Genomic DNA, 26574 nt, shown 5'->3' with positions numbered 1-26574 from the left:
AATGGTCGTGACGACAATGACGCAGAACGCAGCCCGCTACCGCGAGTTCAAGATGCCGGACGTCGGCGAAGGACTCACCGAGGCGGAAATCCTCAAGTGGTACGTGCAGCCCGGTGACACCGTCACCGACGGCCAGGTGGTGTGCGAGGTCGAGACCGCGAAGGCGGCCGTCGAACTGCCCATCCCCTACGACGGTGTGGTGCGCTCGCTGCACTTCGAGGAGGGCGTGACGGTGGACGTGGGCACGTCCATCATCACCGTGGACGTGGCCCCCGGCACCGAAGAGCCCCCGGCGCCCGCCCCGGCCGCCGAGCCCGCCCCGGTGGCCGAGGAGGAGGCGCCCAAGGGCCGCCAGCCCGTCCTCGTCGGCTATGGGGTCTCCGAGGCCTCCACCAAGCGCCGCCCGCGCAAGGGGACCCCCGTCCCCGAGCAGGCCCCGGCCGAGGCGCTGCGCGCCGTGCAGACCGAGCTGAACGGCCAGGTGCCCGCGCCCGCCCGTCCGCTCGCCAAGCCCCCGGTGCGCAAGCTCGCCAAGGACCTCGGCATCGACCTCGCCACCGTGGTGCCCACCGGCCCCGACGGCATCGTGACCCGCGAGGACGTGCACGCGGCGGCGACGCCGGAGCCGGCCGAGGCCGCCCCGGTTTCACGTGAAACAACTCCCGCTCCGGCGCAGGTTGTTCAGACCGACGCCCGCGAGACGCGCATCCCCGTCAAGGGCGTACGCAAGGCGACGGCGCAGGCCATGGTCGACTCGGCGTTCACGGCGCCCCACGTCACGGAGTTCGTGACGGTCGACGTGACGCGGACGATGAAGCTGGTCGAGGAGCTGAAGGCCGACAAGGACATGGCGGGCCTGCGGGTCAACCCGCTGCTCCTGATCGCCAAGGCGCTCCTGGTGGCGATCAAGCGCAACCCGGACGTCAACGCCTCGTGGGACGAGGGCAACCAGGAGATCGTGCTCAAGCACTATGTGAACCTGGGTATCGCCGCGGCCACCCCGCGCGGTCTCATCGTCCCGAACATCAAGGACGCCCACACCAAGACCCTGCCGCAACTGGCCGAGTCGCTGGGCGAGTTGGTGTCGACAGCGCGCGAGGGCAAGACCTCGCCGGCGGCGATGTCGGGCGGCACGGTGACCATCACCAACGTCGGCGTGTTCGGCGTGGACACCGGGACCCCGATCCTCAACCCGGGTGAGGCCGCGATCCTCGCGGTCGGCGCGATCAAGCTCCAGCCGTGGGTGCACAAGGGCAAGGTCAAGCCGCGCCAGGTCACCACGCTCGCGCTCTCCTTCGACCACCGCCTGGTCGACGGCGAGCTCGGCTCGAAGGTGCTCGCCGATGTGGCGGCGGTCCTCGAGCGGCCCAAGCGACTCATCACCTGGGCCTGACGCCGGTCCGGCAACACCGTCGCCCCCGGCGCCGGTTGCGCCCGCGGCGCCCGATGCGTACCCGTACGGAACCACCGGCATCCGTACCCGTACCCGCCGGGGGCCGCGGCGCGTCCACCCGGCAGAAGCGATGGCCACGGGTGGACAAGGGGAGGGGGCCGGGCGGACAGTGGGGTGAGGGAACGTGAGCGCCGCTCGGCCGCCCTGTGTCATGGAGTCGTTCATGTCGACCTACGCCCGCACCTCACTGCGCACCCCCCTGCGCGCCGCGATCGCCGCCGCCGCCCTCGCCGGAGCCCTCCTCGCCCCGGCCGCCGCCTGCGCCGCCACCCCGACGGGCGGGGCGCCCGCCGCCACCGCGTCCTCGGCCGCCGGCCGCCACGACCGGGGCTGCACCGTCACCCAGAGCCGTTCCATCGGTGCCGGCACGACCGCCGTGACGAGCATGAGCCCGAGCGGCCCGACCGTCACCTTCCAGGACGGTCCCGGCGCCCCCGTCCCCTCGCTCGGTAAGCTCGACCGCGCGCACCCCAAGCTGCCCGCGTCGGCCGGCATCTACGTCGAGATCCTGAACCCCTACGGCGCCGCCCCGCAGCTCAAGTCCAAGGTGGAGGGCGGCGCGGGAGCCTCGTACGCCATCCAGAAGTTCCCCGCGCTGCCCAAGGGCTGCGCGCTGAACGGCGCCGGGGCCGCCAAGACGCCGTCCTCCGCGCCCTCGGCCGCCGCACCGGGCCAGACCTCGGTCGTGCCCAAGGGCGCCGTCGCGGCGGGCGCCGAGTTCACCACGCGGCCGTAAGGAACCACCGCCTCCAGAAACCACCGTCCCGCGATCCGGACGATGGTTTCTGTTGCACCCCTGTTGTATCTATCCTGTGCGCATGCCTGCTGCCCCCGCCCCCGCCGCCAAGCGGCCCGCCGCTGCCGACCGTGTCTACTTCCACGTCAAGCAGGCGGTGCTCGACCGCCGCTACGAGGGCGGCACGCTGCTCACCGAGGGCGAGCTGGCCGAGGCCGTCGGGGTCTCGCGCACGCCGGTGCGCGAGGCGCTGCTCAAGCTTGAGGTGGAAGGGCTGATCAAGCTCTATCCGAAGAAGGGCGCCCTCGTGCTCGCCGTCTCCGCGCAGGAGACCGCCGACGTGGTCGAAACCCGCCTGCTCGTCGAGGAGTTCGCGGTACGCAGGGCCGTGCCGGCGCCCGGCAGGCTGCTCGCCCGGCTCCAGGAACTGCTCGCCGAGCAGAAGGCGCAGGCCGCCGCCGGGGACCTCGCGGCCCTCGCGGTCTCCGACCGGTGCTTCCACGCCGAGATCGTGCGCAACGCGGGCAACGAGATCCTGGCCCGTCTCTACGACCAGATGCGCGACCGTCAGCTGCGCATGGGCGTCGCCGTCATGCACGCCCAGCCCGACCGCGTGGCCAAGAACATCGCCGAGCACGAGGAGATGCTGGCCGCGATCAGGGACGGCGACGGCGAGCGCGCCGCGCACTGTGTGCGCCAGCACCTGAGCTGGGTCAAGGTCCTGGTCAGGGGGGACGACCGATGAGTTCCGCCGCACTGCCGGCGCCGCAGCCGCTCGGCGGGCGCAGGGCCGCCTTCGTGTGGGGCATAGGCGTCGGCGTCTACTTCGTCGCCGTCATCTTCCGCACCTCGCTCGGCGTCGCGGGCCTGGACGCCGCCGACCGCTTCCACGTCAACGCCTCGGCGCTGTCCACCTTCTCCATACTCCAGCTCCTGGTGTACGCGGGGATGCAGATACCCGTCGGCCTCATGGTCGACCGGCTCGGCACCAAGAAGGTCCTGGTGCTCGGGACCGTCCTGTTCACCGTCGGACAGCTCGGCTTCGCCCTGTCCCCCTCGTACGCCACCGCGCTCGCCTCCCGGGCGCTGCTCGGCTGCGGCGACGCGATGACGTTCATCAGCGTCCTGCGGCTCGGCTCGCGCTGGTTCCCCGCCAAGCACGGCCCGATGATCGGGCAGGTCGCCGCGCTGTTCGGGATGGCGGGCAACCTGGTGTCCACGCTGGTCATCGCCCGCGCCCTGCACGGCGTCGGCTGGACCCAGACCTTCGCGGCCAGCTCGCTCGCCGGGGTCGCCGTCCTGGTCCTGCTGCTGCTCTTCCTGCGCGACCACCCCGAGGGCCACGAACCGCCGCCCGCCCACCACGCCGGAGCGGCCTTCGTACGCCGTCAGATCGCCGAGTCGTGGCGCGAGCCCGGCACCCGGCTCGGGATGTGGGTGCACTTCACCACGCAGTTCCCCGCGATGGTGTTCCTGCTCCTGTGGGGCATGCCCTTCCTCGTGGAGGCGCAGGGCCTGGACCGGGGGACGGCCGGTGGGCTGCTGACCCTGGTGGTGCTCTCCAACATGGTGATCGGCCTCGTGTACGGGCAGCTCATAGCCCGCCACCACGCGGCCCGGCTGCCGCTCGCGCTGGCCACCGTGGGGGCGACCGCGCTCCTGTGGGCCGCCACCATCGCGTATCCGGGTACGCACGCGCCGATGTGGCTGCTCGTCACCCTGTGCCTGGTGCTCGGTGCCTGCGGGCCCGCCTCGATGATCGGCTTCGACTTCTCGCGGCCCGCCAACCCGCCCGAACGTCAGGGCACCGCGTCCGGCATCACCAACATGGGCGGTTTCGTCGCCTCCATGACGACGCTGCTCGCGGTGGGCGTCCTGCTGGACGCGACCGGGAACAACTATCGGATCGCGTTCTCCTCGGTGTTCTTCCTGGAAGCCCTGGGACTCACCCAGATCCTGCGCCTGCGCGCGCGGGCCCAGCGCCGCGAGCGGGACCGGCACGTGGCGAGCCGGGTCGAAGCGGTGCACGTGCCGGTGTAGCGGGCCCCCGCAGCCCCGGCCTACGGCGTGACCGCGAACTCCCGCAGGATGGCGTCGGCCAGCTCCTGGTCGCCCTCCGTCTTGACCCGGTCCACCACCGCGTGCGGACGGACCCGGCCGCACGCCAGGCGCAGGAACGTCTCCCAGTCCATGGCGAGGGTGACGAGCGGGCCGAGCGAGGGCGTGCCGTCGATGGTGCCCCGGCCCTCCGCGTCGACCCGTACCGTACGCAGGAATTCGAGCGGGCCGTGGATGTCGAAGACGACCGCCGAGTTCGGCGGGGCGCCCGCGTTCTTCGCGACGACCTTCGGCAGCGTGTGCAGCAGGATGTCGCGGGCCACGTACGCGCCCGGCGAGTCGAGGTTTCCCGGCTTGTTGAGCGCCCAGCGCAGATCCTGCTCGTGCACCCACACGTCGAAAGCCCGCATCCGCAGCGCGAGTTCCAAGGTCTGCTCGGCGCCGAGCGGCGCGCGCACCTTGGTGTCCGGGTCCCGGTTCTCGTTGCGCAGCTGACGCTGCCGGCGGATGATCGTGTACTCCAGCTCGGAGGTCATCTCCGGCGCCGTGTGGTGGCGGCGCACGTCGACCTGCATCTCCATGTACCGCGCGAAATCGGTCTGTACGTGGAAGAGGTCGCGCGGCAGGCTGTGGATCGGCCTCGGATCACCCAGCTGCTCGCACTCCATGCCGATGATGTGCGACACGATGTCGCGCACCGACCAGTTGGGGCACGGTGTCGCACGGTTCCACTCGCCCTCGACGAGCGGCTGCACCAGCTCCGATATCGCCTCGATGGAGTGGGTCCAGGCATCGGCGTAGGTCTGAAGGCTGGGATGGACGGTCACGGGACCCCTCGGCGGTTCTTTTGTACGCGGGCTGGACTGCGGGACTGCGTGGGAGGCTTGGTCGCTAAGTTACGCTGCCGGGCAGCACCCCGGCAGTGCTTTGGTGTGACGATCGTAGGCTCTTTCCCGGAGTGCTGACGGCTCGAAGGCCAGGACGGTGGTACTGTGCGCGCTTCGCTCATCCAGATCGATGTAAATCCCGACGAATCCATCAATTCCCGTCGTCGGCGCGTGGGTTCGCTGGTCCGGGAGCAACGGGGCGCCGATCTCGTCGTGCTTCCCGAGCTGTGGACGGTGGGCGCCTTCGCCTACGACCTCTTCGCCGCCGAGGCGGAGACGCCGCGCGGCACCACGGCGCAGGCGATGTCCGAGGCGGCCCGGGACGCCGGGGTCTGGCTGCACGCCGGGTCGATTCCCGAGCGGGACGAGGACGGCACGCTTTACAACACCTCGCTCGTCTTCTCGCCCGACGGCGCGCTCGCGGAGAGCTACCGCAAGATCCACCGGTTCGGTTTCGACCAGGGTGAGGCGGTGCTGATGGGCGCGGGTGACCGGCTGGCCACGGTGGCGCTTCCTCAGCTCACGCTGGGGCTCTCCACCTGCTACGACCTGCGGTTTCCCGAGCTGTTCCGGGGGCTGGTCGACGCGGGTGCCCAGGCCCTTGTCGTCTCGGCCGGGTGGCCCGAGCGCCGCCGCTCCCACTGGACGCTGCTTGCCCGGGCCCGTGCGGTCGAGAACCAGGCGTATGTGCTGGCCTGTGGCACGGCGGGGACGCATGGGGGGGTTGCCCAGGCCGGTCACAGTCTCGTGGTCGACCCCTGGGGCGAGGTGCTGGCCGAGGCGGGATCCGGTGAGGAGATCCTGACGGTCGACCTGGACCCGGCCAGGGTCAGTGAGACCCGGGAATCCTTCCCGGCCCTGAAGGACAGGGTGCTGGGGCGGTAGCCCTGGCGGGGCGGGGCGGGCGCGGGTCGGGGTGGTGCCGGCCCGTGCGTGGCCGTCGCGCGGGGTGCCGGTCGGTGTGGCAGGGCTGGCCCGTGCGTGGCCGTTCGCGCAGTTCCCCGCGCCCCCTGGAGGTCCTGCCTTTGTCTGCGGGTCGTGGGTGGCTGGTCGCGCGGTTTCCCGCGCCCCTGGCGGGGCCGGTGTGGGCCCGCCAGGGGCAACCTCAGCCCGCCCCGCGCCCCTTGGCGGGGTGGGCGTGGGTGGGCCGGGCGTTCGGGTCAGTCCTCGCGTTCCTTTTCGTCCATGCGGATTACGCAGATCACCACCGCGATCAGCAGCGCCGCGTCCGCGTCCTCGCGGATCACGTTGACCGCGTACGTCTCGTGGAGGCGGAACCACTTGCGGGAGACGTGCGCAAGCAGTTCGCCCTCGTACTCGACCGTGAACTCGCGGTCCAGGATGCGGCCGCTGACGTCGAGCTCGGTGCCCTCGACCAGGCTGACGCGGTAGTGGTTGCGCAGCAGCGAGAGCCGTTTGCGCCGCACCGTCGCCAGCGTCTGGTCGTCCCGCTGGACGGTCATCGCGTCCCGCAGGCTGAACATCTTCTCCCGCAGCGTGATCAGCACCCGCCCCGCCGGGTCCTTCAGCTCCAGGGTGTCGCGCAGCCGCAGCGCCTTGCCGTCGGCGAGGAACGCCTGGCGCCCGTCCTCGGTCTCGATCCAGTAGTCGTCGCCGATGGCGAAGATCTTGTCCCGCACGAGGTATTTCATGGCTACACCCCTGCCCACCCGCGAGCCCCGCCGAACGACGACACAGCCCGTTCACGACGGGATGGCAAGCTTGAAGGATGAACGATGCTGCCCCGGCGCCCACCCCCGCGCCCGCCCCCCGCAAGCGTGCCCGCGTCCGCGCCCCCGAGCTGGTCGGCAGGGGCGGCTGGCTCAACACCGGAGGCAACGAGCTCACCCTCGCCGACCTGCGGGGCAAGTGCGTTGTCCTGGACTTCTGGACCTTCTGCTGCATCAACTGCCTCCACGTCCTGGACGAGCTGCGCGAGCTGGAGGAGAAGCACCGCGACACCGTGGTCGTCGTCGGCGTGCACTCGCCGAAGTTCGTGCACGAGGCCGAGCACCAGGCCGTGGTGGACGCCGTCGAGCGGTACGGCGTGGAGCACCCCGTGCTCGACGATCCCGATCTGGTTACCTGGAAGCAGTACGCCGTGCGGGCCTGGCCCACGCTCGTGGTGATCGACCCCGAGGGTTACGTCGTCGCCCAGCACGCCGGTGAGGGCCACGCCCACGCCCTGGAGCGGCTTGTCCAGGAGCTGGAGGCCGAGCACGAGGCGAAGGGCACGCTGCGGCGCGGGGACGGCCCGTACGTGCCGCCGGAGCCCGTCGCCACCGACCTGCGCTTCCCGGGCAAGGCGATCGCGCTGCCCGGCGGGAACCTCCTGGTCTCCGACACCACCCGCCACCAGCTGGTCGAGCTCGGCCCCGACGGCGAGAGCGTGGTGCGGCGGATCGGCGGCGAGGGGCAGTTCAAGGAGCCGCAGGGGCTCGCGCTGCTGCCGGACGGCAGGGTCGTGGTCGCCGACACCGTGCACCACGCGCTGCGCGCCTTCGACCCGGTGAGCGGGGAGATCGAGCTGATCGCAGGCACCGGCAGGCAGTGGTGGCAGGGGCAGCCCACCTCGGGCCCGGCCCTGGAGGTGGACCTGTCCTCGCCGTGGGACGTGGCCTGGTGGCGGGGCAAGGTGTGGATCGCCATGGCCGGGGTGCACCAGCTGTGGACGTACGACCCGGCGACGGGGACCGTCGAGGTCGCGGCCGGCACCACCAACGAGGGCCTGGTGGACGGGCCGGGCGCCGAGGCCTGGTTCGCGCAGCCGTCCGGGCTCGCGGCCACCGAGGACCGGCTGTGGGTCGCCGACTCCGAGACGTCGGCGCTGCGCTATGTCGACGCCGAGGGCGCGGTGCACACCGCCGTCGGCACGGGCCTCTTCGACTTCGGGCACCGCGACGGCGACGCGGCGCAGGCCCTGCTCCAGCACCCGCTCGGCGTCACCGCGCTGCCGGACGGATCGGTCGCGGTGTCGGACACGTACAACCACGCGCTGCGCCGCTACGACCCGGCGAGCGGTGAAGTGTCCACCCTGGCAACGGACTTGAGGGAGCCGAGCGACGCGGTCCTGGTGGGGGACGACATCGTCGTCGTCGAGTCCGCGCGCCACCGCCTGACGCGGCTGCGGCTGCCCGATGAGGCCGTACGCGTCGAGGCGGTGGCGCACCGCACACGGCGCGCGGCGACCGAAGTCGCCCCGGGCAGGCTCCAGTTGGACGTGGTGTTCCAGGCGCCCGACGGCCAGAAGCTGGACACCCGCTACGGCCCCTCCACCCGGCTCCTGGTGTCCTCGACGCCGCCCGAACTGCTGCTCACGGGCGAGGGCACCGGCACCGATCTCGCCCGCGAGCTGCGCCTGAACCCGGAGATCGCCGAGGGCGTCCTGCACGTGTCGGCGATGGCGGCGTCCTGCGACGACGACCCGGCGAACGAGTACCCGGCCTGCCACATGCACCAGCAGGACTGGGGGGTGCCGGTGCGGATCGTCGAGGGCGGCGCGGCGCGGCTCCCGCTGGTGCTCGCGGGGATGGACCGGGAGGAGAGCTAGCGCCCGTTGGCGTCGGGCCGCCCCGCCTCAGCCGAATCCCGGCCTGAATGCCTCGACGCGCAGGGCGGGACCGCACACGGACAGCGGGGCCGGGTGCCCGAGCGCGTCCAGGACCGGCACGCTGTTCGCGGTGGCCGAGCCGGGCACGGCCACGCGCACGGCGGTGCCCCGGCAGCCGGGGCGCGCGGTGTAGCGCACGCGCGCCGCGCCGCCCGCGCCGGGGTGCAGCGCGAAGGGCTTCGCGAACGGCTTGGCCGGGATCGCGGGGACCGTGAGGCGCCCGGAGTCGTCGGTGACGGTCAACGTGGGCGTGCCGCGCAGGACGCAGGTGTGCCCGGAGGTGTTGCGGGCCACCAGGACCGCGTCGTCGAGGGCCGGCTCACGCAGGCCGGCGGCGCCGGGCCGAGGGCTCGGTGCGCCGCTCGGGGCGCCCGCGAGACGCAGGACGAAGGACAGCGCGCTGGGTGAGCAGAAGACCCGGGCATCGTCACCGCCGTCGTCCAGGGGGGCGTCCGGTGTCGCCGTGGCCGTGGCGCCGGGCGCGGGGGCGGACGTCACAGAGGCGGCCGGGGTGGCGGGTGCGGCATCCGGTGTCGGGCTCTGACCCGAGGGGCCGGGAACGGGCGCGGTGGCGGAGGGGCCGGGGCGCTCGCGCGCGGTGCTGGGTCGCGGGGCGGTGGAGCCCCGCGTCGGCGTCGCAGAGAGGGGCCCGGACGCGGCGGCCGGGACGCGGTCGCCGTCCGTGCAGGCCGTCAGGGCGAGACACAGCAGAGCGCACAGGACGGCCCCCAGCGCCACGGGCCGGACGGCGGCCCGCCGGCCACCCCGGCACCGGCCGCTGCCCGCACCCCCGCCTCCGCCCCCGCGCATCCGTGTCTCCCGCTCCGATCGGACCTGGGTGCGCTCCGGCGCACGGTCAGACAATAGAACGCTCATCCGGGCGGCAGTGCGGCCAGGCTCGCGCGGGCGCCCGTCGCGCCTTCCTCGTAACCGTGGTCGTCGGCCTCGCGGGCCGCGTCGGTGAGTTCGCGGCGCGCCTGTTCGACCTGCCCGAGCCCGGCCAGCGCCTCCCCGTAGCTGGTGCGCAGCAGGACCCGGCGGGGGATCGCCTCGGGCGAGGGGCCGAGTTCCAGACCGCGCCGGGCGTGGTCGAGGGCGGTCCTGTGCTCGCCCGCGCTCAGGAAGTGCCGGGCCAGGTGCTGGTGGGCGAGCATTTCGGTGGAGCGGTCGCGGACCTGGCCGGCCAGGGTCAAAGCGTGGGCGAACAGTTCGCCGGCCCGCTCGGCCTCGCCGTACTGGGTGAGGATGAGCGCGAGGTTCATGCGCGCGATGGCCTCGCTGGTGACGGCGCCGGCCCGGCGGGCGAGGTCGGGGGCCTTCTCCAGCTGGGCGAGGGCTTCGTCGAAGCGGCCCTCCTCGTGCAGGACCCAGCCGAGCAGGGCGCGGGTACGGGACTGCGCGTCCAGGTCTTGGACCAATTCCGCCGATCGCAGGGCCTGTTCGAGCAGCGGCACCCAGCCGTCGCGGACCCGCCACAGGATGAGCGGCCACTGGAGCAGGACAAGACGCCAGGCCCGCTCGTGCATCCCGGCGTCGATGGCGGCGGCGACCGCGCCGCGCAGGGTGGCCCGTTCGGCCTCGTACCAGGCGAGCGCGGCCTGGCGGTCCTCGAATTCCCGGACGGCGGCGGGGCGCCGGGCGCCGGGGGGCGGGGTGAAGCAGGGCTGACTGCCGGGCTCGGCGGTGGCGGTCGCGACGAGGCCGGTGTGCAGGTAGTGGTCCAGGAGGCGGGTGAGGCCGTCCGGGTCGGCCTCTGCGGCGAGCGCGCGGGCGTAGAGGCGTACGAGATCGTGGAGGGCGTACGCGCCGGGGTGCCCGGGGCCGCGCGGGCCCGACTCGGCCACCAGGTGGGCGGCGGCGAGCCGTTCGAGGGCCGCGGCGGCCTGGTCGGGGGTGCAGCCGGCGAGGGCGGCGGCGCTGTAGCGGTCGAGTTCGGAGCCGGTGTGCAGGCCGAGCGCGCGGAACATGCGGCGGGCCTGCTCGGGCAGGTGCTGGACGGTCAGGCGCAGGGCGGCGGCCACGCCGGTGTCCTCGACCCGCAGCAGGCCCAACCTCCTCTGCTCGTCGGCCAGTTCGTCGGCGAGGGCGGCCAGCGTCCACCGGGGGTGGGCGGCGAGGCGGGCGGCGGTGACGCGCAGGGCGAGGGGCAAACAGTCGCAGAGTTCGGCGAGGCGGGCGGCGGCCTCGGGCTCGGCGGCGACGCGGTCCGCGCCGAGTATGGCGGCGAGCAAGGCCGCGCAGTCGGCGGCGGGCAGTTCGTCGAGGCGGACCGGGCGGGCCGCGTCGGTGGCCACGAGCCCGCCGAGCCGGTCGCGGCTGGTGACCAGGGTGACGCTGTGGTCGCCGCCGGGCAGCAGTGGGCGGACCTGCTCGGAGTCGCGGGCGTTGTCGAGCACGACCAGCATGCGGCGGTCGGCGGTCAGGGAGCGGTAGAGCGCTCCCATGCCGGCCTCGGTCTCGGGTATGCGCCGTACGGGCACGCCGAGCGCGAGCAGGAACTCCCGCAGGACGACGGTGACATGGCGGGCCGGGGTGTCGCTGTAGCCGCACAGGTCGGCGAAGAGACGGCCGTCGGGGAAGTCGCCCCGGCGCTCGTGCGCCCAGTGCGCGGCCAGCGCGGTCTTGCCGACTCCGGCGCCGCCGGTGACCAGCGCGATGGCGCCGAACCGGCCCGCGGTGGCCAGGTCGAGCGCGGTGAGCTCCGCGCGGCGCCCGGTGAAACCACGCGGTCTGCGGGGCAGCAACTCCGGTACGGCGCACGGCACTTCGGGCTCGTCATCGGCGCTCGGGGCGGCCGTGAGGGCGGGCACACCGGCCCGCAGCACGGTGGCGTACGCGTCGGACAGGACGGCTCCGGGGTCCACGCCGAGTTCGTCGGAGAGCAGGCGGCGGGTGCGGTGGAACCATTCGAGGGCGTCGGACTGGCGGCCGGACCGGCTCAGGGCCAGCATCAGCGCCGCCGACAGGGGTTCGCGCAGGGGGTGGGCGACGGCCTCGGTCCGCAGGACGGCGGCGGCCCTGGCGTGCTCACCGAGCTCCCCGTAGGCGTCGGCCAGGGCTTCCACGGCCGCGATCCTGAGCTCTTCGAGGGCGTGGGAGGCGGCGCGCAGGGGCGGACTCGCGACGGTGCCGGTGAGGGCCGGGCCCTGCCACAGGGCCAGCGCCTCGCGCAGCATGAGCACCGCGTCATCGGGTTTGCGCGGGCCCCGCGCGAGGGTGACGAGCTCTTCGAAGCGGTGCGCGTCGATGAGGGTTTCGGGCAGCCGCAGCACATAGGCGGGGCCCTGGGTCGCCAGCTCGATGCCGTACGCCTGCGCGTCGTGCTCGGCCAGCAGCGCCCGCAGCCGCGAGACATGGCCCTGGAGCACGGTGCGGGAGTGCAGGGGCGGTTCGTCGTCCCACAGCGCCTCGGTGAGCCGGTCCACGGAGACGGCGGTGTTGGGCCGCAGCAGCAGCATGGCCAGCAGGCTGCGCCGCTTGGCCGGGCCGAGCGCCAGAAAAGCGCCGTCCTCCGCCGCCACGGCCACCGTTCCCAGGACGCGGAACTCCACGGTGGCAGTACCCCCTAGCTCCCCGTTCCCGGCTGCCCGGACCTTTTCCGGCCTGGTCAGGGCCTGGACAGACGAGGATACGCGGGGTCACAGGGGCGCGGCGAGCTCGGTCGCCGGACGCGGTTGGCGAAGGGTGCCGGACGCGTCACATGAGGCCGTCGTGGTGACGGTTCACAGGCCGTCGTGGTGACGGTTCACAGGCCGTCGTGGTGACGGTTCACAGGCCGTCGTGGTGGCGGGTCACATGAGGCCGTCGTGGTGGCGGTCCTCCTCCACGACGGTGGCTCCCGGCACCACGCGCCGCCTGCGCAGCACGCTGGTGAAGACGGCGACGCCGATGATGCCGACGGCCATCAGGATCAGACCGACGACGTCGAGGTTCACACCGCTCGCGTGCCAGTCCGTCGCGAACGTGAGGATCGCCCCCACCGCGATGAGGATGATGCAACCGCCCAAGCCCATGGATCTCGCCTCCGTGAAAGGTGGTGGACCGTCCGGGTACCCGGGCCCCGGACGGTCAATCCCTCCGCGCGGCGCGGCGGTTCGGGGCGGTTCAGGCAGTGAGGAACGCGGTCAGCGCGCTCGCGAGCAGGAACGGGTCGTCTGCGCCGCACAGTTCACGCGCGCTGTGCATCGACAGGATCGCCACGCCGATGTCCACGGTCTGGATGCCGTGCCGGGCGGCGGTGATGGGCCCGATCGTCGTGCCGCAGGGCATCGCGTTGTTGGAGACGAAGGTCTGCCACGGCACCCCGGCCCGCTCGCAGGCAGCCGCGAACACGGCGCGGCCCGCGCCGTCGGTGGCGTATCGGGCGTTGACGTTGACCTTGAGGATGGGGCCGCCGTTGGCGCGCGGGTGGTGTGTCGGGTCGTGCCGCTCGGCGTAGTTGGGGTGCACGGCGTGCCCGGTGTCGGAGGACAGGCAGACCGTCCCGGCGAAGGCGCGGGCGCGGTCCTCGTACGTACCGCCGCGCGCGAAGACCGAACGCTCCATGACGTTGCCGAGCAGCGGACCGTCGGCGCCGGTGTCGGCCTGGGAGCCGTCCTCCTCGTGGTCGAAGGCGGCGAGGACGGGGATGAAGGGGAGGCCGTCGGCGCCGGACGCGGCGGCCAGGGCCGCGACGCCGGCGTGCACGGAGAGCAGGTTGTCCATGCGGGGGCCGGCCACCAGGTCCTGGTCGCGGCCCAGGTAGGCGGGGGCCTCGACGGAGTGCAGCATCAGGTCCCAGCCGGCCACCTCGTCCTCGGCGAGCCCCGCCTCCTGCTCGACGAAGCGGATCAGGTCGCCTTCGTGCACGTCGTCGCCGAGGCCCCACACCGGCTGGAGGTGGCGCTGGCGGTCGAGCTTGAGCCCGTCGGTGTTCACCGAGCGGTCCAGGTGCACGGCGAGCTGCGGTACGCGCAGCAGCGGCCGGTCCACGTTGACCAGGCGGTGGCTGCCGTCCTTGAGGGTGAGGCGGCCCGCGATGCCGAGGTCGCGGTCGAGCCAGGTGTTGAGCAGCGTCCCGCCGTAGATCTCCACGGCCACCTGCCGCCAGCCGTACGCGCCGGTGTCGGGCTCCGGCTTCACGCGCAGGTTCGGGGAGTCGGTGTGGGCGCCGACGATCCGGTACGGGGTGTGGGGCTCGGCGCCCTCGGGCACGTACCAGGCCACGATGGCGCCGCCGCGCAGCACGTACTTGCCGCCGTGCGTGCCGTCCCACGCCTCCGTCTCCTGGACCTGCCGGAACCCGGCCTTCTCCAGGCGTGCGGCCGCGTTGGCCACGGCGTGGTACTGCGACGGGCTCGCCGCGAGGAAGGTCAGCAGGTCGTCGGTGTGGCCGCGGTCGAAGCGGGGCGGTGTGCTCATGCCCGCCACCCTAACGGCGCCCCGGCCCCGTCTTTGGGCCCCGAGCGTCTTGCCCCGTTTGACCCCGAAGCCTCTGCCCTTGCGCCCCAACGCGGGTCCCTGCCGGCTGCCCACGCGGGCAGGCACCAGTCCCGCCGGGGGTGTGGGGTGGGCCGAGGTTGCGGTTGCGCGCCCGCACCAGTCCCGCCGGGGGCGCGGGGAACTGCGCGAGAAGCGACCACGGCCCGCAGCCGAGGTCCTGGGGCTCCGCCCCAGACCCCGTTCGCGCCTAAAGGGCGCTCGTCCTCAAACGCCGGACGGGCTGAGGTTGCCCATACGGGCCAGCGTCGAGTAGTACGGGCGCGGGGAACTGCGCGAGAAGCGACCACGGCCCGCAGGCAAACGCACCGCCCCCGCCGCTCCGCAGGCAAACGCGACCGCCCCGCCGGCCCGCAGGCAACCGCAACCGCCCCCGCCGCCCCGCAGGCAAACGCGACCGCCCCGCCGGCCCGCAGGCAAGAGCAAGCGCAACCGCCCCCCAGCCCGGGGCAAACGAAAAGGGGGCTCGGGGTGCGACCACCCCGAGCCCCCCCGCACGCCGGAGGCTAGAACGCCGCCTCGTCCAGCTCCATCAACGAGTTGTCCACCGTCTCGGCCAGCGTCCTGGCCATCCCCACCCCCGGCAGCACATTCGCCGCGAAGAACTTCGCCGCGGCGACCTTGCCGGTGTAGAAGGCGACGTCCTTCGCCGAGACGGACCCCGAGGCCAGCTTCTCGGCGGCCACAGCCGCACCCTTGAGGAGCAGGTAGCCCACGACCACGTCACCGGACGCCATCAGCAGACGGGTCGTGTTCAGACCCACCTTGTAGATGTTCTTGACGTCCTCACCCGTCGCCGTGAGGTCCGTGATCATCGTCCCGACGATCGCCTCGAGATCGACCGCCGCCTTGGCGAGCGCGTCGAGCGACCCACCCAGCGCCTCGTTCCCGTTCTGCTCCGCCAGGAACTTCTTGATCTCCTCGGAGAGCGCGTTCAGGGACGCACCCTGGTCCCGGACGATCTTCCGGAAGAAGAAGTCCTGACCCTGGATCGCCGTCGTGCCCTCGTACAGCGTGTCGATCTTCGCGTCACGGATGTACTGCTCGATCGGGTACTCCTGGAGGTACCCGGAGCCACCGAAGGTCTGAAGCGACTCCGACGACAGCTTCTCGTACGACTTCTCCGAGCCGTAGCCCTTCACGATCGGCAGCAGCAGGTCGTTCAGGCCAACCAGCGCCTTCGCGTCCTCGCCCGCCGCTTCCTTCACCTGGATCGCGTCCTGGATGGAGGCGGTGTAGAGCACGAGCGAGCGCATGCCCTCCGCGTACGCCTTCTGCGTCATCAACGAGCGCCGCACGTCCGGGTGGTGAGTGATCGTCACCTTCGGCGCGGTCTTGTCCATGAACTGCGAGAGGTCGCTGCCCTGGACGCGCTCCTTGGCGTACTCAAGGGCGTTCAGGTAACCCGTCGACAGCGTCGCGATCGCCTTCGTGCCGACCATCATGCGGGCGAACTCGATGATCATGAACATCTGGCGGATGCCGTCGTGCTTGTCACCGATCAGCCAGCCCTTGGCGGGCTGCTGGTCGCCGAACGTCATCTCGCACGTGTTGGACGCCTTCAGGCCCATCTTGTGTTCGACGTTCGTCGCGTACACGCCGTTGCGCTCGCCCAGCTCGCCGGTCTCCCAGTCGAAGTGGAACTTCGGGACCAGGAAGAGGGAGAGACCCTTGGTGCCGGGGCCGTGGCCCTCGGGGCGCGCCAGGACGTAGTGGAGGATGTTCTCCTCCATGTCGTGCTCACCGGAGGTGATGAAGCGCTTCACGCCCTCGATGTGCCAGGAGCCGTCGTCCTGCTGGACGGCCTTGGTGCGGCCGGCGCCCACGTCCGAACCCGCGTCGGGCTCGGTCAGGACCATCGTGGAGCCCCAGCGCTTCTCGACCGCGATCTCGGCGATCTTCTTCTGCTGCTCGTTGCCCTCCTCGAAGAGGATGCCGGCGAACGCGGGGCCGGAGGAGTACATCCAGACCGCCGGGTTCGCGCCGAGCAGCAGCTCCGCGTACGCCCAGATCAGGGAGCGCGGCGAAACGGTGCCGCCGATCTCCTCGGGCAGGCCCAGGCGCCAGTACTCGGAGTCCATGAACGCCTTGTACGAGCTCTTGAACGACTCCGGTACCGGAGCGGTGTTCGTGGCCGGGTCGAAGACCGGGGGGTTGCGGTCGGCGTCCGCGAAGGAGTCGGCCAGCTCGTTCTCGGCGAGACGGGCGATCTCCTCGAGGATCGACTTGGCGGTGTCGACGTCCATCTCCCCGAACGGGCCGGTGCCGTACAGCTTGTCGCGTCCGAGTACCTCGAAGAGGTTGAACTCGATGTCGCGGAGATTCGACTTGTAGTGCCCCATGGCGACGGCTCCGTAAGCAGGGTGTCGGTTACATCTACCAGCAAGTAGCTCAGTACTACGATGATGCTACCCACCGGTAATAACGCGCAACCTCTGGCCGAGAACTGTGACGCGTCAGGCAGTGGAACTCTGGGGGGCCTGGTGGGGCCGCTCCGCCCCGCCCGCCGCCCCCGCCGCGTCACCGAGCGCCCTCGTGAGCGCCCGGGCGGTGGCGGTGTTGCAGTTCCCGAGGATGACGAGTGCGGGCGTCCCGAAGTCCCGCCCGAGCGAGGGCAGCGTGATCCCGTGCCCGGCGAGGGCGGAGCGCAACTCCATCACCACGCGGTAGGTGTCGTCACCCGGCGCCTGTGCGGGTGCCTGCGGCGCGCGGGGGGTGGGCTTGCTCATGGGCATGGGTGCCTCCTGTGAGTGCGGTGTGTGACGAAGTGCTCACAGGGTGGGGTGGCCTCGCGTACCTTCGGAAGGGGTTCGAGGTCCACGGCCCGGGTGGTGGAAGGGCGGCAACCATGGCTGTGCGCAAGGAGATTGACGGGTCGGCCGGTGTGCCGGAGTTCTACGGCAAGGAGTTGCGTTATCAGCGCGAGCGGGCCGGGCTCACCCTGGAGGGCCTGGTGGAGGGCAGCTTCTACGGGGTGAGCTACCTCAGCGAGATCGAGCGGGGCCATCGCCGGATGCCGCCGGACCTGGCCAAACATGTGGATGTGCGCCTCGGCACGGACGGCTTTTTCGAACGCTGCTGTGAAGACGTCCGGCGGGCCAGGCAGTCCGGGCATGCCGAGTACTTCGCCGACATGGTGGTGATGGAGCGAGGGGCGCAGACCATCGAGGAGTGGGCGCCCATGCTCGTGCCGGGCCTGTTGCAGACCGCGGATTACGCGCGGGTGATCGTGCGGTCGGCCAGGCCCCGGGCCACGCACGAGCAGGTCGAGGAGAAGGTGTCGGCCCGCACGGCACGGGCCTCGCTCTTCGAGCAGGGCGATTCCCCGGAGTTCTGGGCGATCTTCGACGAGTCCGTGATCCGGCGCCGTGTCCTGCCGCCCCCGCAGATGGCCGACCTGCTGGAGCACATCATCGACGTGATGCACGCGGCGCGCGGCGTTTTGCAGATCGTTCCGGAAGACGCGCCGGTTCACCCGTTCATGAGCGGGACAGCCAGGGTGGCGACCTTTCCGGACGCGCCCCCTGTGACCTACATGGAGTCCATGTACAGCGGTCAACTCATCGATTGCCCAGGGCTCGTGACGCAGTACCGCAAGTCCTACGACCTGCTCAGGGCTGTCGCGCTGCCCCCGCGAGACTCCCTTGCCCTCCTCGAAAGGGCGGCAGAAGGCTATCGGAAGGGTGGGCGGTGACGTTGAACAGGACTCCCGTGGAGCGGCGTTGGCCGTCGCGCCTGTGGGATGGGCCGCGTCCGGGGCGGCGAGTGCCTCTCGGGGCGGCCCGCTGGCGCAAGAGCACCTACAGCAACGCCAGCTCCGGCGACTGCGTAGAGGTCGCCGACAACCTCCCCGGCGTCGTCCCGGTCCGGGACACCAAGGTGCTGGGCGGCCCAGCCATAGTCATCGCGGCCGGGGCCTGGACGTCCTTTGTCGCCGGGGTGAAGGAAGGCATCTTCGAGGGCTGAGATCGCGGTGTCCCCCGCCACTCCACCTCGATAGGCTGACCCCCATGTACGGCTACGACCAGAACCCGGGCGCGCAGCAGCAGTACGCCCCGCCGCAGCAGCAGATGCAGGGCGGATACGGGGAGCAGCCGCTGTACCCGGAGCCGTCGCCGCCCTCGCTCGCGGACGCCGTGCGGGCCTTCACCACCGGGTCGCTCTCCGCCGAGGACTTCCAGCAGATCTTCTCGGGGGCCCGGGTGTACTGCCCGCGCGGCGACAACCCGGGGTTCCTGGCGCTGCACAACACCCAGCAGCCGGTGATCCCGATGTTCACCTCGCTCAAGGAGCTGCGCCGGTACGCCGGCAAGGAGTCCAAGTACTTCGTGATCACCGGCGCCGAGGTGATCGACCTCCTCCCGACCGGGTACGGCTTCGTGCTGGACATGGAGGGCGACCACCGCATGGTCTTCGACGCGAAGGCCGTGGAGCAGATGGTCGACTTCGCGATGCGGCGGATGTACGGATAACCGGACCGCCGAACCGCCGAACCGCCGGACCGCAAGGTCGCCACGCCGTTCTTCGGGCCCGTACCCCCTGGGGGGCGCGGGCCCGAGGTGCGTCCGGGGCCAGGGCCGGGGCGGCCCGGGAATGAACCCGCCCTTGCTAGATGTTCAGCATTCAACTACTTTGAACGTAGAGCATCCCGCAAGGAGGGCCGTCCCATGCCTGCTGTGACCGTCGAAAACCCGCTGACCCTGCCGCGCGTGACCGCGCCGGAGGGCGCCTCCGCGCGGCCCGTCCTCGCCGTGACCACCGCCCCGCAGGGGTTCGAGGGGGAGGGGTTCCCGGTGCGCCGCGCGTTCGCCGGGATCAACTACAAGTACCTCGACCCGTTCATCATGATGGACCAGATGGGCGAGGTGGAGTACGCGCCGGGCGAGCCCAAGGGCACCCCCTGGCACCCCCACCGCGGCTTCGAGACCGTCACCTACATCATCGACGGGATATTCGACCACCAGGACTCCAACGGCGGTGGCGGCACCATCACCAATGGTGACACCCAGTGGATGACGGCGGGCTCCGGCCTGCTGCACATCGAGGCGCCGCCGGAGGCGCTGGTCATGTCGGGCGGGCTCTTCCACGGGCTCCAGCTGTGGGTGAACCTGCCGGCCAGGGACAAGATGATGGCCCCGCGCTACCAGGACATCCGCAGCGGCTCGGTCCAGCTGCTGACCTCGCCGGACGGCGGCGCGCTGATGCGCGTCATCGCGGGTTCGCTGGACGGCCATGACGGCCCCGGCATCACGCACACCCCGATCACGATGGTCCACGCCACCCTCGCACCCGGCGCGCAGATCACGCTGCCGTGGCGGGAGGACTTCAACGGCCTGGCGTACGTGCTGGCCGGGCGCGGTACGGTCGGCGCCGAGCGGCGCCCCGTGCACACCGGGCAGACGGCGGTGTTCGGCGAGGGCGGCTCGCTGACCGTCCGCGCGGACGAGAAGCAGGACGCCAACACCCCCGACCTGGAGGTCGTGCTGCTCGGCGGGCAGCCGATCCGCGAGCCGATGGCGCACTACGGCCCGTTCGTGATGAACACCCGGGACGAGCTGGAGCAGGCCTTCGAGGACTTCCAGAAGGGCCGCCTGGGCACGATCCCGGCCGTCCACGGCATGACCGAGGGCGGGATCACGGCGTAACCGCCGCAGGCGGCGTACCGTCAACTCCCCATGGTCCGGGGGCTGTCAGTCGTCTGGCAGCCCCCGGCCGCGTTGTCGCGTTCCTCTTCGCCGTGGGCTACGCCTCGGACGAGCACCCTGCTCCGGAAGCGCTGCGGCGCCGCTGACTACCCTTGCCCGCATGTCCACGCTCTCTCTGTCTCCGCTTCGTTTCTCCACGGGAGAGATCGCCGAAGTGGTGGATCTCTACGCGAGCAACCCTGAGTACTGCCGCGCCGCCGGCGAGTACGACCCCGAGAACGTCCGGGCCGACCGGGTCGAAGCCGACCTGCGCGAGGAAGCCGGTACCGACGGCTGCGATGTACTGCTCGCCCGCGATGCACAGGGACAGCTCGTCGGGCTCCTGTGCCTGCTCGACCGCCACCCGACGGACGGCTGTCCGTGGATCGGGCTGCTGCTGGTGCACGGCAGCCGGCACCGTAAGGGCATCGGCCGGAGCCTGGTCGGCCTGGTCGAAGACCGGTTCCGTGGCAGACACCGCAACGGCGTCCGAGTCGCCGTCCTGGAGAACAATCCGTCGGCTCTGACCTTCTGGAGTGGCCTGGGCTGGCAGGAGATCGACCGTCGTGCCGACAAACGGCACGGACGCGCCTGCGTGGTCATGCACAAGCAACTGACGTGAGCCTTTGGGAACAACTCGTCCTGTGTGGGTCGTGGGCGGCTCTCAGCGGGGGTCTTGCGGGCGCTTTCTGACGGCATGTCACCCGCGTGGCTCGTACGGGAGGCGGGGCGGGTGTGGTCGTGGTGGGCTGGTGGTGTGGAGACGTCCAGGCATTTGCTGCCCGAAGCCGCCCGCCGGATCGCCGCCTGGTGCGCCGTCGTGCTGCTCGTCGCCGGGGTCGTCGGGGTGGGGGTGTGGTTGTGCGCCGTGTTCAAGACGGCCGTCACGCCCGTGCTGCTCGCCCTGCTCGGCACCGCGCTGCTCGGGCCCGTGCACCGGTGGCTGATCCGGCTCGGGTTGCGGCGCTCGCTCGCGGCCGGGCTCACCTGCGTCGCGCTGGTCGCGGTGGTCGGGGGCGCCGGGTACGTCGTGGTCAGCGCGCTCCTGGACACCGGGGACCAGATCCTCGCCTCGCTCAAGCAGGCCGGGCAGTGGGTGGCCGACCACTTCGGGGTGGCCGGCGGCGACGGCGTCACCAACATCGCGGACAACGCCAAGAAGCTGCTGTCCAAGTTCGGGGCGAGCGCGGCCGGCGGGGTGCTCCAGGGGCTCAGTCTGCTCGGCACGCTCGTCGCCACCAGCGTGCTCGCGCTCCTGCTGACCTTCTTCTTCCTCAAGGACTCCGACCGGGCCGTGGGTCTGGCCCACGCGATCGCGCCGCGCGGCGCGGGCGACACCGTCGAGGCGATGGCGCGGCGCGCCTTCGAGGCGGTCGAGGGGTTCATGCGCGGGACCACGCTCATCGCGCTCATCGACGCCGTCTGCATCACGGTCGGGCTGCTCGTCCTCGGCGTGCCCGGCGCGCTCGGGCTCGGCGCGCTGGTCTTCATCGGCGCGTACATCCCCTACCTCGGCGCCTTCGTCTCCGGCGCGGTGGCGGTGCTCGTGGCGCTCGCCGACCGGGGGTTCGCCACCGCGCTGTGGACGCTCGGCATCGTCCTCGCGGTGCAGCAGCTCGAAGGGCACATCCTGCAACCCGTCATCCAGAGCCGCACCGTGCAGATGCACCCCGCGATGATCATGGTCGCCCTCACGGCGGGCGCCGATGTGGCGGGTCTGGTCGGCATGCTGCTCGCGGTCCCGGTGGCGGCGGCCGCGTTCGGGGTGCTCGGGGAGGTGCGCCGGCGTTACTCCGGGGAAGGGGGCGCCGCGTCCGGGCGGGCGCCGGGTGCCGGCTCGTAGAGCTCGAACCAGATCGACTTGCCGTCGCCGCGCGGGTCCACGCCCCACGCGTCCGCCAGCATCTCCATCAGGATCAGGCCCCGGCCGCTGGACGCCAGTTCGCCGGGGCGGCGGCGGTGGGGGAGCTCGTCGCTGGCGTCGGCGACCTCCACGCGAAGGCGCCGGCTGCCGAGCGGACCCCTCGCCTCCGCCACCAGCAGCGCGTCGCCGTCGGTGTGGACGAGGACGTTGGTGATCATCTCGGAGATCATCAGGACCGCCGAGTCGACCTGCTCGTCGTCCGACCAGTCGTGCAGGAGCTCGCGCAGCTGCCCGCGCGCGCCCGCGATCTGCTGCGGTTCCGCCTGGGCGACGGTCAGGGCGGTGCGCCGGACCACCTCGGGCGGCGCGGTCCCTGCCCCGGCGGACACGTCGTTGCGGCGCAGCAGGAGGAGCGCGATGTCGTCCTCGCGCCGGTCCACGAGCGGGCCCGTGGTGTGGTGCGAGGAGGGTCCGTGCACGGCCTGGACCAGTTCGTCGGCCAGCTGCTCAAGGCTGTCACCGGTGTGCTTCTCCAGGACCGGGCGCAGCCGCGTCCAGCCGCTCGCCATGTCGTGGCCGCCGGTCTCGATCAGACCGTCCGTGCAGATCATGATCGTCTCGTCCGGGTCGAGGACGAGCCGGGTGGTCGGGTAGTCGGAGTCGGCCTCGATGCCGAGCGGCAGGCCGCCCGCCGTCGGACGGATCAGGGCGGTGCCGTCGGCGGTGCGGATCACCGGGTCGGGGTGGCCGGCCCGGGCGATGTCGAGGGTGCCGGTGGCGGGGTCCACCTCGATGTAGAGGCAGGTCGCGAAGCGCGGCGCGTAATCCGTGTGATCCGCGTGGGCCGCGTGTGCCGCGTGGTCTTCGTATCCGTCGCCCGAGGGCTCGGGCAGCCCGTACGACTCGGTGATCCCGTACAGGAAGCGGGAGGCGCGCGAGAGGACCGCGTCGGGGCTGTGGCCCTCGCTCGCGTACGCCCGCAGCGCGATCCTGAGCTGTCCCATGAGGCCCGCGGCCCGCACGTCGTGGCCCTGCACGTCGCCGATGACCAGCGCGAAGCGGCCGCCGCCGCAGTCCGTGCGGGAGCCGCCGCCGGGTAGCGGGATCATGTCGTACCAGTCGCCGCCGACCTGGAGTCCGCCACCGGTCGGCACGTAGCGCGCGGCCACCGTCATGCCGGGGATCTCGGGGCCGAGCGTCGGCATCATGGAGCGCTGGAGCCCGAGCGAGAACTCGCGCTCGTTCTCCGCCTCGCCCGCCCTGGCCAGGGCCTGCGCCAGCATGCGGGCGACCGTGGTCAGGACCGAGCGCTCGTCGGGGGTGAAGGCGACCGGGTTCTTGAACGCGGCCATCCACGCGCCGATCGTGCGCCCGGCCACGATCAGGGGGACGAACGCCCATGACTGGCGCTCGAAGCGCTGTGCCATCGGCCAGGTCGCGGGGAAGCGGCGCCGGTACTCCTGCGGGCTCGGCAGATAGATGGCCCGCCCGTTGCGGACGACGTCGGCGGCGGGATAGTCCGTGTCGAGCGCCATGTCCGTGAACGGTCCGTCGTCGCCGGGGTTGTGCCCGTGATGCCCGATGATCGTCAGCCGCTCACCCGCCACCCCGAACACCGCGAGCCCGTCCGGCGAGAAGCCCGGCATGGACAGGGACGCGGCCACGCGCAGCACTTCGGAGGTCGAGCGCGCCTCGGCGAGCGCGCGGCCCGCGTCGAGCAGGAAGGCCTCGCGTGAGCGGCGCCAGTCGCCGGTGATGGAGGGGTGGGCGGCGGTGGTGCCGGGCTGGGGTTCGGCGACCTCCTGGATGGTGCCGATGAGGAGGTAGCTCGTGCCGTTGAGCATGGGCTTGGAGCGGCTGCGTACGGTGCGCAGGACATGGCCGTGCTCGTCCATGACGCGCAGCCGGACCTCGGCCAGGGTGCCCTCGGCGAGGGCGAGGTGCACAATGCCGTCGACCTCGTTCCAGTCGACGGGGTGGAAGCGGGAGCGGGCCGCTGCCTCGGTCAGGGTCGTGTCGTGCGGGGGCAGGCCGAGGAGCCGGGCGGCCTCGGCGTCGAGGGTGACCGTCCCGGAGGCGTTGTCCCACCGCCACAGGCCAGTCGCGATCGCGGCCAGGACGTCCTCTGTGCGCATCGCCCCTATTTAAGAAGATGTACGCACCGGTCGCCACCGAAGGCGGGGCCGGGGTGGCCCCGCGGGGGTGTGCCGTTTGCGGGGTACGCCCTTCCCGCGCGGGCGGGCGGGGTCCGTTCGCGCGGTTCCCCGCGCCCCGCGTTTGGGGCGAAGCCCCAGGGACCCCGGCTGCGGGCTGTGGGTGGCTGGTCGCGCAGTTCCCCGCGCCCCTTGGCGGGGCTCATGCTGAGGCATACCCAGCCCGTCCGGCGTTTGAGGACGAGGCCGTTCAGGCCGAATGGGGTCTGGGGCGGAGCCCCAGAGGCCCCGGCTGCGGACCGTGCGTGGCTGGCCGCGCAGTTCCCCGCGCCCCTGGCGGGGCTGGTGCGGGCCCGCATGGGCAACCTCAGCCCGTGCCGCTGAGCATTTGGTGCGGGCCTGCATGGGCATACCCAGCCCGTCCGGCGTTTGAGGACGAGCGCCCTTTAGGCGCGATCGGGGTCTGGGGCGGAGCCCCAGGGACCTTCGGGTGCGGACCGTGCGTGGCTGGCCGCGCAGTTCCCCGCGCCCCTGGCGGGGCTGGTGCTGGTCCGCATGGACATCCTGAGCCCGCCCCGCGCCCCTGGCGGGGCTGGTGCTGGTCCGCATGGACATCCTCAGCCCGTCCCGCGCCCCCGGCGGGGCTGGTGCTGGACCGGATCAGCGACCGGAGCCCGGGCTGGTGGTGGCCCGGAGGGGGGTGTGGTGGGCGGTAACCTGGACGGGTTGATTCCCGCCTGTCTCGCGAAGAATCTCGCGAAGAAGTCGCGACCGCGGTCGCGAAGAATTGGATGAGTAATGCACCGGTACCGGTCCCACACCTGCGGCCAGCTCCGCGCCTCCGACGTCGGCACCGACGTCCGGCTCAGCGGCTGGCTGCACAATCGCCGAGACCTGGGCGGCATCCTCTTCATCGACCTGCGGGACCACTACGGCATCACGCAGCTGGTCGCCCGCCCCGGCACCCCCGGCGCCGAAGCCCTGGACAAGCTGTCCAAGGAGACCGTCGTCCGCGTCGACGGCAAGGTCGTCTCGCGCGGCGCCGAGAACGTCAACGGCGAGCTGGCGACCGGCGAGATCGAGATCGAGGTCGGCGAGGTCGAGGTGCTGGGCACCGCGAACCCGCTGCCGTTCACGATCAACGCCGAGGACGGCGTCAACGAGGAGCGCCGCCTGGAGTACCGCTTCCTCGACCTGCGCCGCGAGCGCATGCACCGCAACATCATGCTGCGCAGCGCCGTGATCGCCGCCATCCGCTCCAAGATGGTCGCGCTCGGCTTCAACGAGATGGCCACGCCCATCCTGACGGCGACCTCCCCCGAGGGCGCCCGCGACTTCGTCGTCCCCTCCCGCCTGAACCCCGGCAAGTTCTACGCGCTGCCGCAGGCCCCCCAGCAGTTCAAGCAGCTGCTGATGATCTCCGGCTTCGACCGGTACTTCCAGATCGCGCCCTGCTTCCGCGACGAGGACGCCCGCGCCGACCGCTCGCCGGGCGAGTTCTACCAGCTCGACGTCGAGATGAGCTTCGTCGAGCAGGAGGACGTCTTCCAGCCGATCGAAAAGCTCATGACCGAGCTCTTCGAGGAGTTCGGCGGCGGCCGCCACGTCACCTCGCCCTTCCCGCGCATCCCGTTCCGCGAGTCGATGCTGAAGTACGGCAACGACAAGCCCGACCTGCGCGCCAAGCTCGAACTCGTCGACATCACCGACGTGTTCGAGGGCTCGGCGTTCAAGGCGTTCGCCGGCAAGCACGTGCGCGCCCTGCCGGTGCCGGACGTGGCGGGCCAGTCCCGGAAGTTCTTCGACGGGCTCGGCGAGTACGCCGTCTCGCTCGGCGCGCAGGGCCTGGCCTGGGTGCGGGTCGGCGAGGACGGGTCGCTGTCCGGTCCGATCGCGAAGTTCCTCACCGAGGAGAACGTCAAGGTCCTCACCGAGCGCCTCGGCCTGGTCCCCGGGCACGCGGTGTTCTTCGGCGCGGGCGAGTTCGACGAGGTCTCCAAGATCATGTCGGGCGTACGTGTCGAGGCCGCCAAGCGCGCCGGCCACTTCGAGGAGGGCGTCTTCCGGTTCTGCTGGATCGTCGACTTCCCGATGTACGAGAAGGACGAGGAGACCGGCAAGATCGACTTCTCCCACAACCCGTTCTCCATGCCCCAGGGTGGCCTGGAGGCGCTGGAGACCAAGGACCCGCTGGACGTCCTGGGCTGGCAGTACGACATCGTCTGCAACGGCGTCGAGCTCTCCTCGGGCGCGATCCGCAACCACGAGCCCGAGATCATGTTCAAGGCGTTCGAGGTCGCGGGGTACGACCGGGAGACCGTGGAGCGCGAGTTCGGCGGCATGCTGAAGGCGTTCCGCCTCGGCGCCCCGCCGCACGGTGGCATCGCGCCGGGCGTCGACCGCATCGTGATGCTCCTCGCGGACGAGCCGAACATCCGGGAGACCATCGCGTTCCCGCTGAACGGCAACGCGCAGGACCTGATGATGGGCGCGCCGACCGAGCTGGACGAGTCCCGCCTGCGCGAGCTGAACATCGCGCTGCGCAAGCCGGTCGCAGACAAGTAGGCCGCTCCGCAAGGGAGTTGTTCCCGCTGGGTGGTCGGGGCAGGCGGCCCCGACCACCCAGCTCGGCCCCGGCGTCGGATCGTCAG

At 71.9% G+C, this 26574-nt stretch carries 22 protein-coding genes; 13 read left to right on the top strand and 9 right to left on the bottom strand.

Features of this window, described 5'->3' with window-relative positions; translation table 11 throughout:
- The first annotated feature begins 7 nt into the window (after window positions 1-7).
- The 4 genes from ABR738_RS20210 to ABR738_RS20195 all read left to right on the top strand — a co-directional run bounded on the left by ABR738_RS20210 (window position 8) and on the right by ABR738_RS20195 (window position 4229).
- Window positions 8-1393: a dihydrolipoamide acetyltransferase family protein gene (locus ABR738_RS20210; RefSeq protein ID WP_350231389.1), complete on the top strand. Its 1386-nt coding sequence runs from the start codon at window positions 8-10 to the stop codon at window positions 1391-1393.
- Between the two features lie 223 nt (window positions 1394-1616).
- Entirely contained in the window at window positions 1617-2189 is a 573-nt protein-coding gene (locus ABR738_RS20205) for a hypothetical protein (RefSeq protein ID WP_350231388.1), read from the top strand.
- Between the two features lie 82 nt (window positions 2190-2271).
- Window positions 2272-2934: a GntR family transcriptional regulator gene (locus tag ABR738_RS20200; protein ID WP_350231387.1), complete on the top strand. Its 663-nt coding sequence runs from the start codon at window positions 2272-2274 to the stop codon at window positions 2932-2934.
- The gene (locus ABR738_RS20195; RefSeq protein ID WP_350231386.1) at window positions 2931-4229 is read left to right on the top strand and encodes an MFS transporter; all 1299 of its coding nucleotides are present in this window, start codon (window positions 2931-2933) and stop codon (window positions 4227-4229) included. Before ABR738_RS20200 ends, ABR738_RS20195 begins: the two co-directional genes overlap by 4 nt.
- Window positions 4230-4249: 20 nt before the next feature.
- Here the strand turns inward: ABR738_RS20195 and ABR738_RS20190 are convergent, their stop codons facing one another.
- On the bottom strand, window positions 4250-5074 hold the full coding sequence (locus ABR738_RS20190; protein WP_350231385.1) for a maleylpyruvate isomerase family mycothiol-dependent enzyme: 825 nt from the start codon (window positions 5072-5074) through the stop codon (window positions 4250-4252).
- Between the two features lie 165 nt (window positions 5075-5239).
- Here ABR738_RS20190 and ABR738_RS20185 point away from each other — a divergent pair, with 165 nt between their 5' ends.
- Entirely contained in the window at window positions 5240-6019 is a 780-nt protein-coding gene (locus tag ABR738_RS20185) for a carbon-nitrogen family hydrolase (RefSeq protein ID WP_350231384.1), read from the top strand.
- Between the two features lie 275 nt (window positions 6020-6294).
- Here the strand turns inward: ABR738_RS20185 and ABR738_RS20180 are convergent, their stop codons facing one another.
- Window positions 6295-6786, bottom strand: a complete 492-nt coding sequence (locus tag ABR738_RS20180) for an LURP-one-related/scramblase family protein (RefSeq protein WP_350231383.1) — start codon at window positions 6784-6786, stop codon at window positions 6295-6297.
- A 77-nt stretch (window positions 6787-6863) separates the two neighbouring features.
- Here ABR738_RS20180 and ABR738_RS20175 point away from each other — a divergent pair, with 77 nt between their 5' ends.
- Entirely contained in the window at window positions 6864-8684 is a 1821-nt protein-coding gene (locus ABR738_RS20175; RefSeq protein WP_350231382.1) for an NHL domain-containing thioredoxin family protein, read from the top strand.
- Between the two features lie 27 nt (window positions 8685-8711).
- On the opposite strand, the gene ABR738_RS20170 is transcribed toward ABR738_RS20175, so the two are convergent.
- The 6 genes from ABR738_RS20170 to ABR738_RS20145 form a co-directional block, all read right to left on the bottom strand.
- Window positions 8712-9482 (bottom strand): DUF4232 domain-containing protein, encoded by a 771-nt coding sequence (locus ABR738_RS20170; protein WP_350231381.1) that lies wholly within the window; start codon window positions 9480-9482, stop codon window positions 8712-8714.
- A 134-nt stretch (window positions 9483-9616) separates the two neighbouring features.
- Entirely contained in the window at window positions 9617-12295 is a 2679-nt protein-coding gene (locus tag ABR738_RS20165; protein ID WP_350231380.1) for an AfsR/SARP family transcriptional regulator, read from the bottom strand.
- 240 nt (window positions 12296-12535) lie between these two features.
- Complete coding sequence (locus ABR738_RS20160; RefSeq protein ID WP_350231379.1) at window positions 12536-12757, bottom strand: DUF6458 family protein; 222 nt, start codon at window positions 12755-12757, stop codon at window positions 12536-12538.
- Window positions 12758-12848: 91 nt separating this feature from the next.
- Window positions 12849-14144 (bottom strand): M18 family aminopeptidase, encoded by a 1296-nt coding sequence (locus tag ABR738_RS20155; protein ID WP_350231378.1) that lies wholly within the window; start codon window positions 14142-14144, stop codon window positions 12849-12851.
- Window positions 14145-14728: 584 nt separating this feature from the next.
- Window positions 14729-16564, bottom strand: a complete 1836-nt coding sequence (locus tag ABR738_RS20150; RefSeq protein WP_350231377.1) for an acyl-CoA dehydrogenase — start codon at window positions 16562-16564, stop codon at window positions 14729-14731.
- A gap of 114 nt (window positions 16565-16678) precedes the next feature.
- Complete coding sequence (locus ABR738_RS20145; RefSeq protein WP_502964116.1) at window positions 16679-16951, bottom strand: hypothetical protein; 273 nt, start codon at window positions 16949-16951, stop codon at window positions 16679-16681.
- A gap of 119 nt (window positions 16952-17070) precedes the next feature.
- Between ABR738_RS20145 and ABR738_RS20140 the strand changes: the two genes are divergently transcribed.
- From ABR738_RS20140 to ABR738_RS20115, 6 genes are all read left to right on the top strand, one after another.
- Complete coding sequence (locus ABR738_RS20140) at window positions 17071-17916, top strand: helix-turn-helix domain-containing protein (RefSeq protein ID WP_350231376.1); 846 nt, start codon at window positions 17071-17073, stop codon at window positions 17914-17916.
- A gap of 71 nt (window positions 17917-17987) precedes the next feature.
- The gene (locus ABR738_RS20135; protein WP_350231375.1) at window positions 17988-18188 is read left to right on the top strand and encodes a DUF397 domain-containing protein; all 201 of its coding nucleotides are present in this window, start codon (window positions 17988-17990) and stop codon (window positions 18186-18188) included.
- Between the two features lie 44 nt (window positions 18189-18232).
- Entirely contained in the window at window positions 18233-18694 is a 462-nt protein-coding gene (locus tag ABR738_RS20130) for an SseB family protein (protein WP_350231374.1), read from the top strand.
- A gap of 195 nt (window positions 18695-18889) precedes the next feature.
- Window positions 18890-19867, top strand: coding sequence for a pirin family protein (locus ABR738_RS20125; RefSeq protein WP_350231373.1), 978 nt, complete (start codon window positions 18890-18892; stop codon window positions 19865-19867).
- Between the two features lie 160 nt (window positions 19868-20027).
- Entirely contained in the window at window positions 20028-20528 is a 501-nt protein-coding gene (locus ABR738_RS20120) for a GNAT family N-acetyltransferase (protein WP_350231372.1), read from the top strand.
- Window positions 20529-20603: 75 nt separating this feature from the next.
- Window positions 20604-21749 carry an AI-2E family transporter gene (locus ABR738_RS20115; RefSeq protein WP_502964115.1) on the top strand — a complete coding sequence of 382 codons (1146 nt, stop codon included), beginning with the start codon at window positions 20604-20606 and terminating at the stop codon, window positions 21747-21749.
- Here the strand turns inward: ABR738_RS20115 and ABR738_RS20110 are convergent.
- Window positions 21695-23905 carry a SpoIIE family protein phosphatase gene (locus ABR738_RS20110; RefSeq protein ID WP_350231371.1) on the bottom strand — a complete coding sequence of 737 codons (2211 nt, stop codon included), beginning with the start codon at window positions 23903-23905 and terminating at the stop codon, window positions 21695-21697. The genes ABR738_RS20115 and ABR738_RS20110 overlap by 55 nt on opposite strands.
- An 816-nt stretch (window positions 23906-24721) precedes the next feature.
- Between ABR738_RS20110 and aspS the strand changes: the two genes are divergently transcribed.
- A complete protein-coding gene (gene aspS / locus ABR738_RS20105; RefSeq protein WP_350231370.1) occupies window positions 24722-26488 on the top strand; it encodes an aspartate--tRNA ligase in 1767 nt (588 codons plus the stop codon).
- Window positions 26489-26574 lie beyond the last annotated feature (86 nt).

The sequence above is a fragment of the Streptomyces sp. Edi4 genome (assembly GCF_040253615.1).
Taxonomy (GTDB): Bacteria; Actinomycetota; Actinomycetes; order Streptomycetales; family Streptomycetaceae; genus Streptomyces.
This window is presented reverse-complemented; position numbering and strand designations above follow the sequence as displayed.

Bases quoted from the DNA above. Each gene is read 5' to 3' on its own strand.
- ABR738_RS20205 (WP_350231388.1), top strand. From the start codon at position 1,617: ATGTCGACCTACGCCCGCACCTCACTGCGCACCCCCCTGCGCGCCGCG.
- ABR738_RS20130 (WP_350231374.1), top strand. From the start codon at position 18,233: ATGTACGGCTACGACCAGAACCCGGGCGCGCAGCAGCAGTACGCCCCG.
- ABR738_RS20180 (WP_350231383.1), bottom strand. From the start codon at position 6,786: ATGAAATACCTCGTGCGGGACAAGATCTTCGCCATCGGCGACGACTAC.
- ABR738_RS20140 (WP_350231376.1), top strand. From the start codon at position 17,071: ATGGCTGTGCGCAAGGAGATTGACGGGTCGGCCGGTGTGCCGGAGTTC.
- ABR738_RS20145 (WP_502964116.1), bottom strand. From the start codon at position 16,951: ATGAGCAAGCCCACCCCCCGCGCGCCGCAGGCACCCGCACAGGCGCCG.
- ABR738_RS20160 (WP_350231379.1), bottom strand. From the start codon at position 12,757: ATGGGCTTGGGCGGTTGCATCATCCTCATCGCGGTGGGGGCGATCCTC.
- ABR738_RS20115 (WP_502964115.1), top strand. From the start codon at position 20,604: ATGTCACCCGCGTGGCTCGTACGGGAGGCGGGGCGGGTGTGGTCGTGG.
- ABR738_RS20110 (WP_350231371.1), bottom strand. From the start codon at position 23,905: ATGCGCACAGAGGACGTCCTGGCCGCGATCGCGACTGGCCTGTGGCGG.
- ABR738_RS20200 (WP_350231387.1), top strand. From the start codon at position 2,272: ATGCCTGCTGCCCCCGCCCCCGCCGCCAAGCGGCCCGCCGCTGCCGAC.
- ABR738_RS20155 (WP_350231378.1), bottom strand. From the start codon at position 14,144: ATGAGCACACCGCCCCGCTTCGACCGCGGCCACACCGACGACCTGCTG.
- ABR738_RS20125 (WP_350231373.1), top strand. From the start codon at position 18,890: ATGCCTGCTGTGACCGTCGAAAACCCGCTGACCCTGCCGCGCGTGACC.
- ABR738_RS20175 (WP_350231382.1), top strand. From the start codon at position 6,864: ATGAACGATGCTGCCCCGGCGCCCACCCCCGCGCCCGCCCCCCGCAAG.
- aspS (WP_350231370.1), top strand. From the start codon at position 24,722: ATGCACCGGTACCGGTCCCACACCTGCGGCCAGCTCCGCGCCTCCGAC.
- ABR738_RS20150 (WP_350231377.1), bottom strand. From the start codon at position 16,564: ATGGGGCACTACAAGTCGAATCTCCGCGACATCGAGTTCAACCTCTTC.
- ABR738_RS20195 (WP_350231386.1), top strand. From the start codon at position 2,931: ATGAGTTCCGCCGCACTGCCGGCGCCGCAGCCGCTCGGCGGGCGCAGG.
- ABR738_RS20120 (WP_350231372.1), top strand. From the start codon at position 20,028: ATGTCCACGCTCTCTCTGTCTCCGCTTCGTTTCTCCACGGGAGAGATC.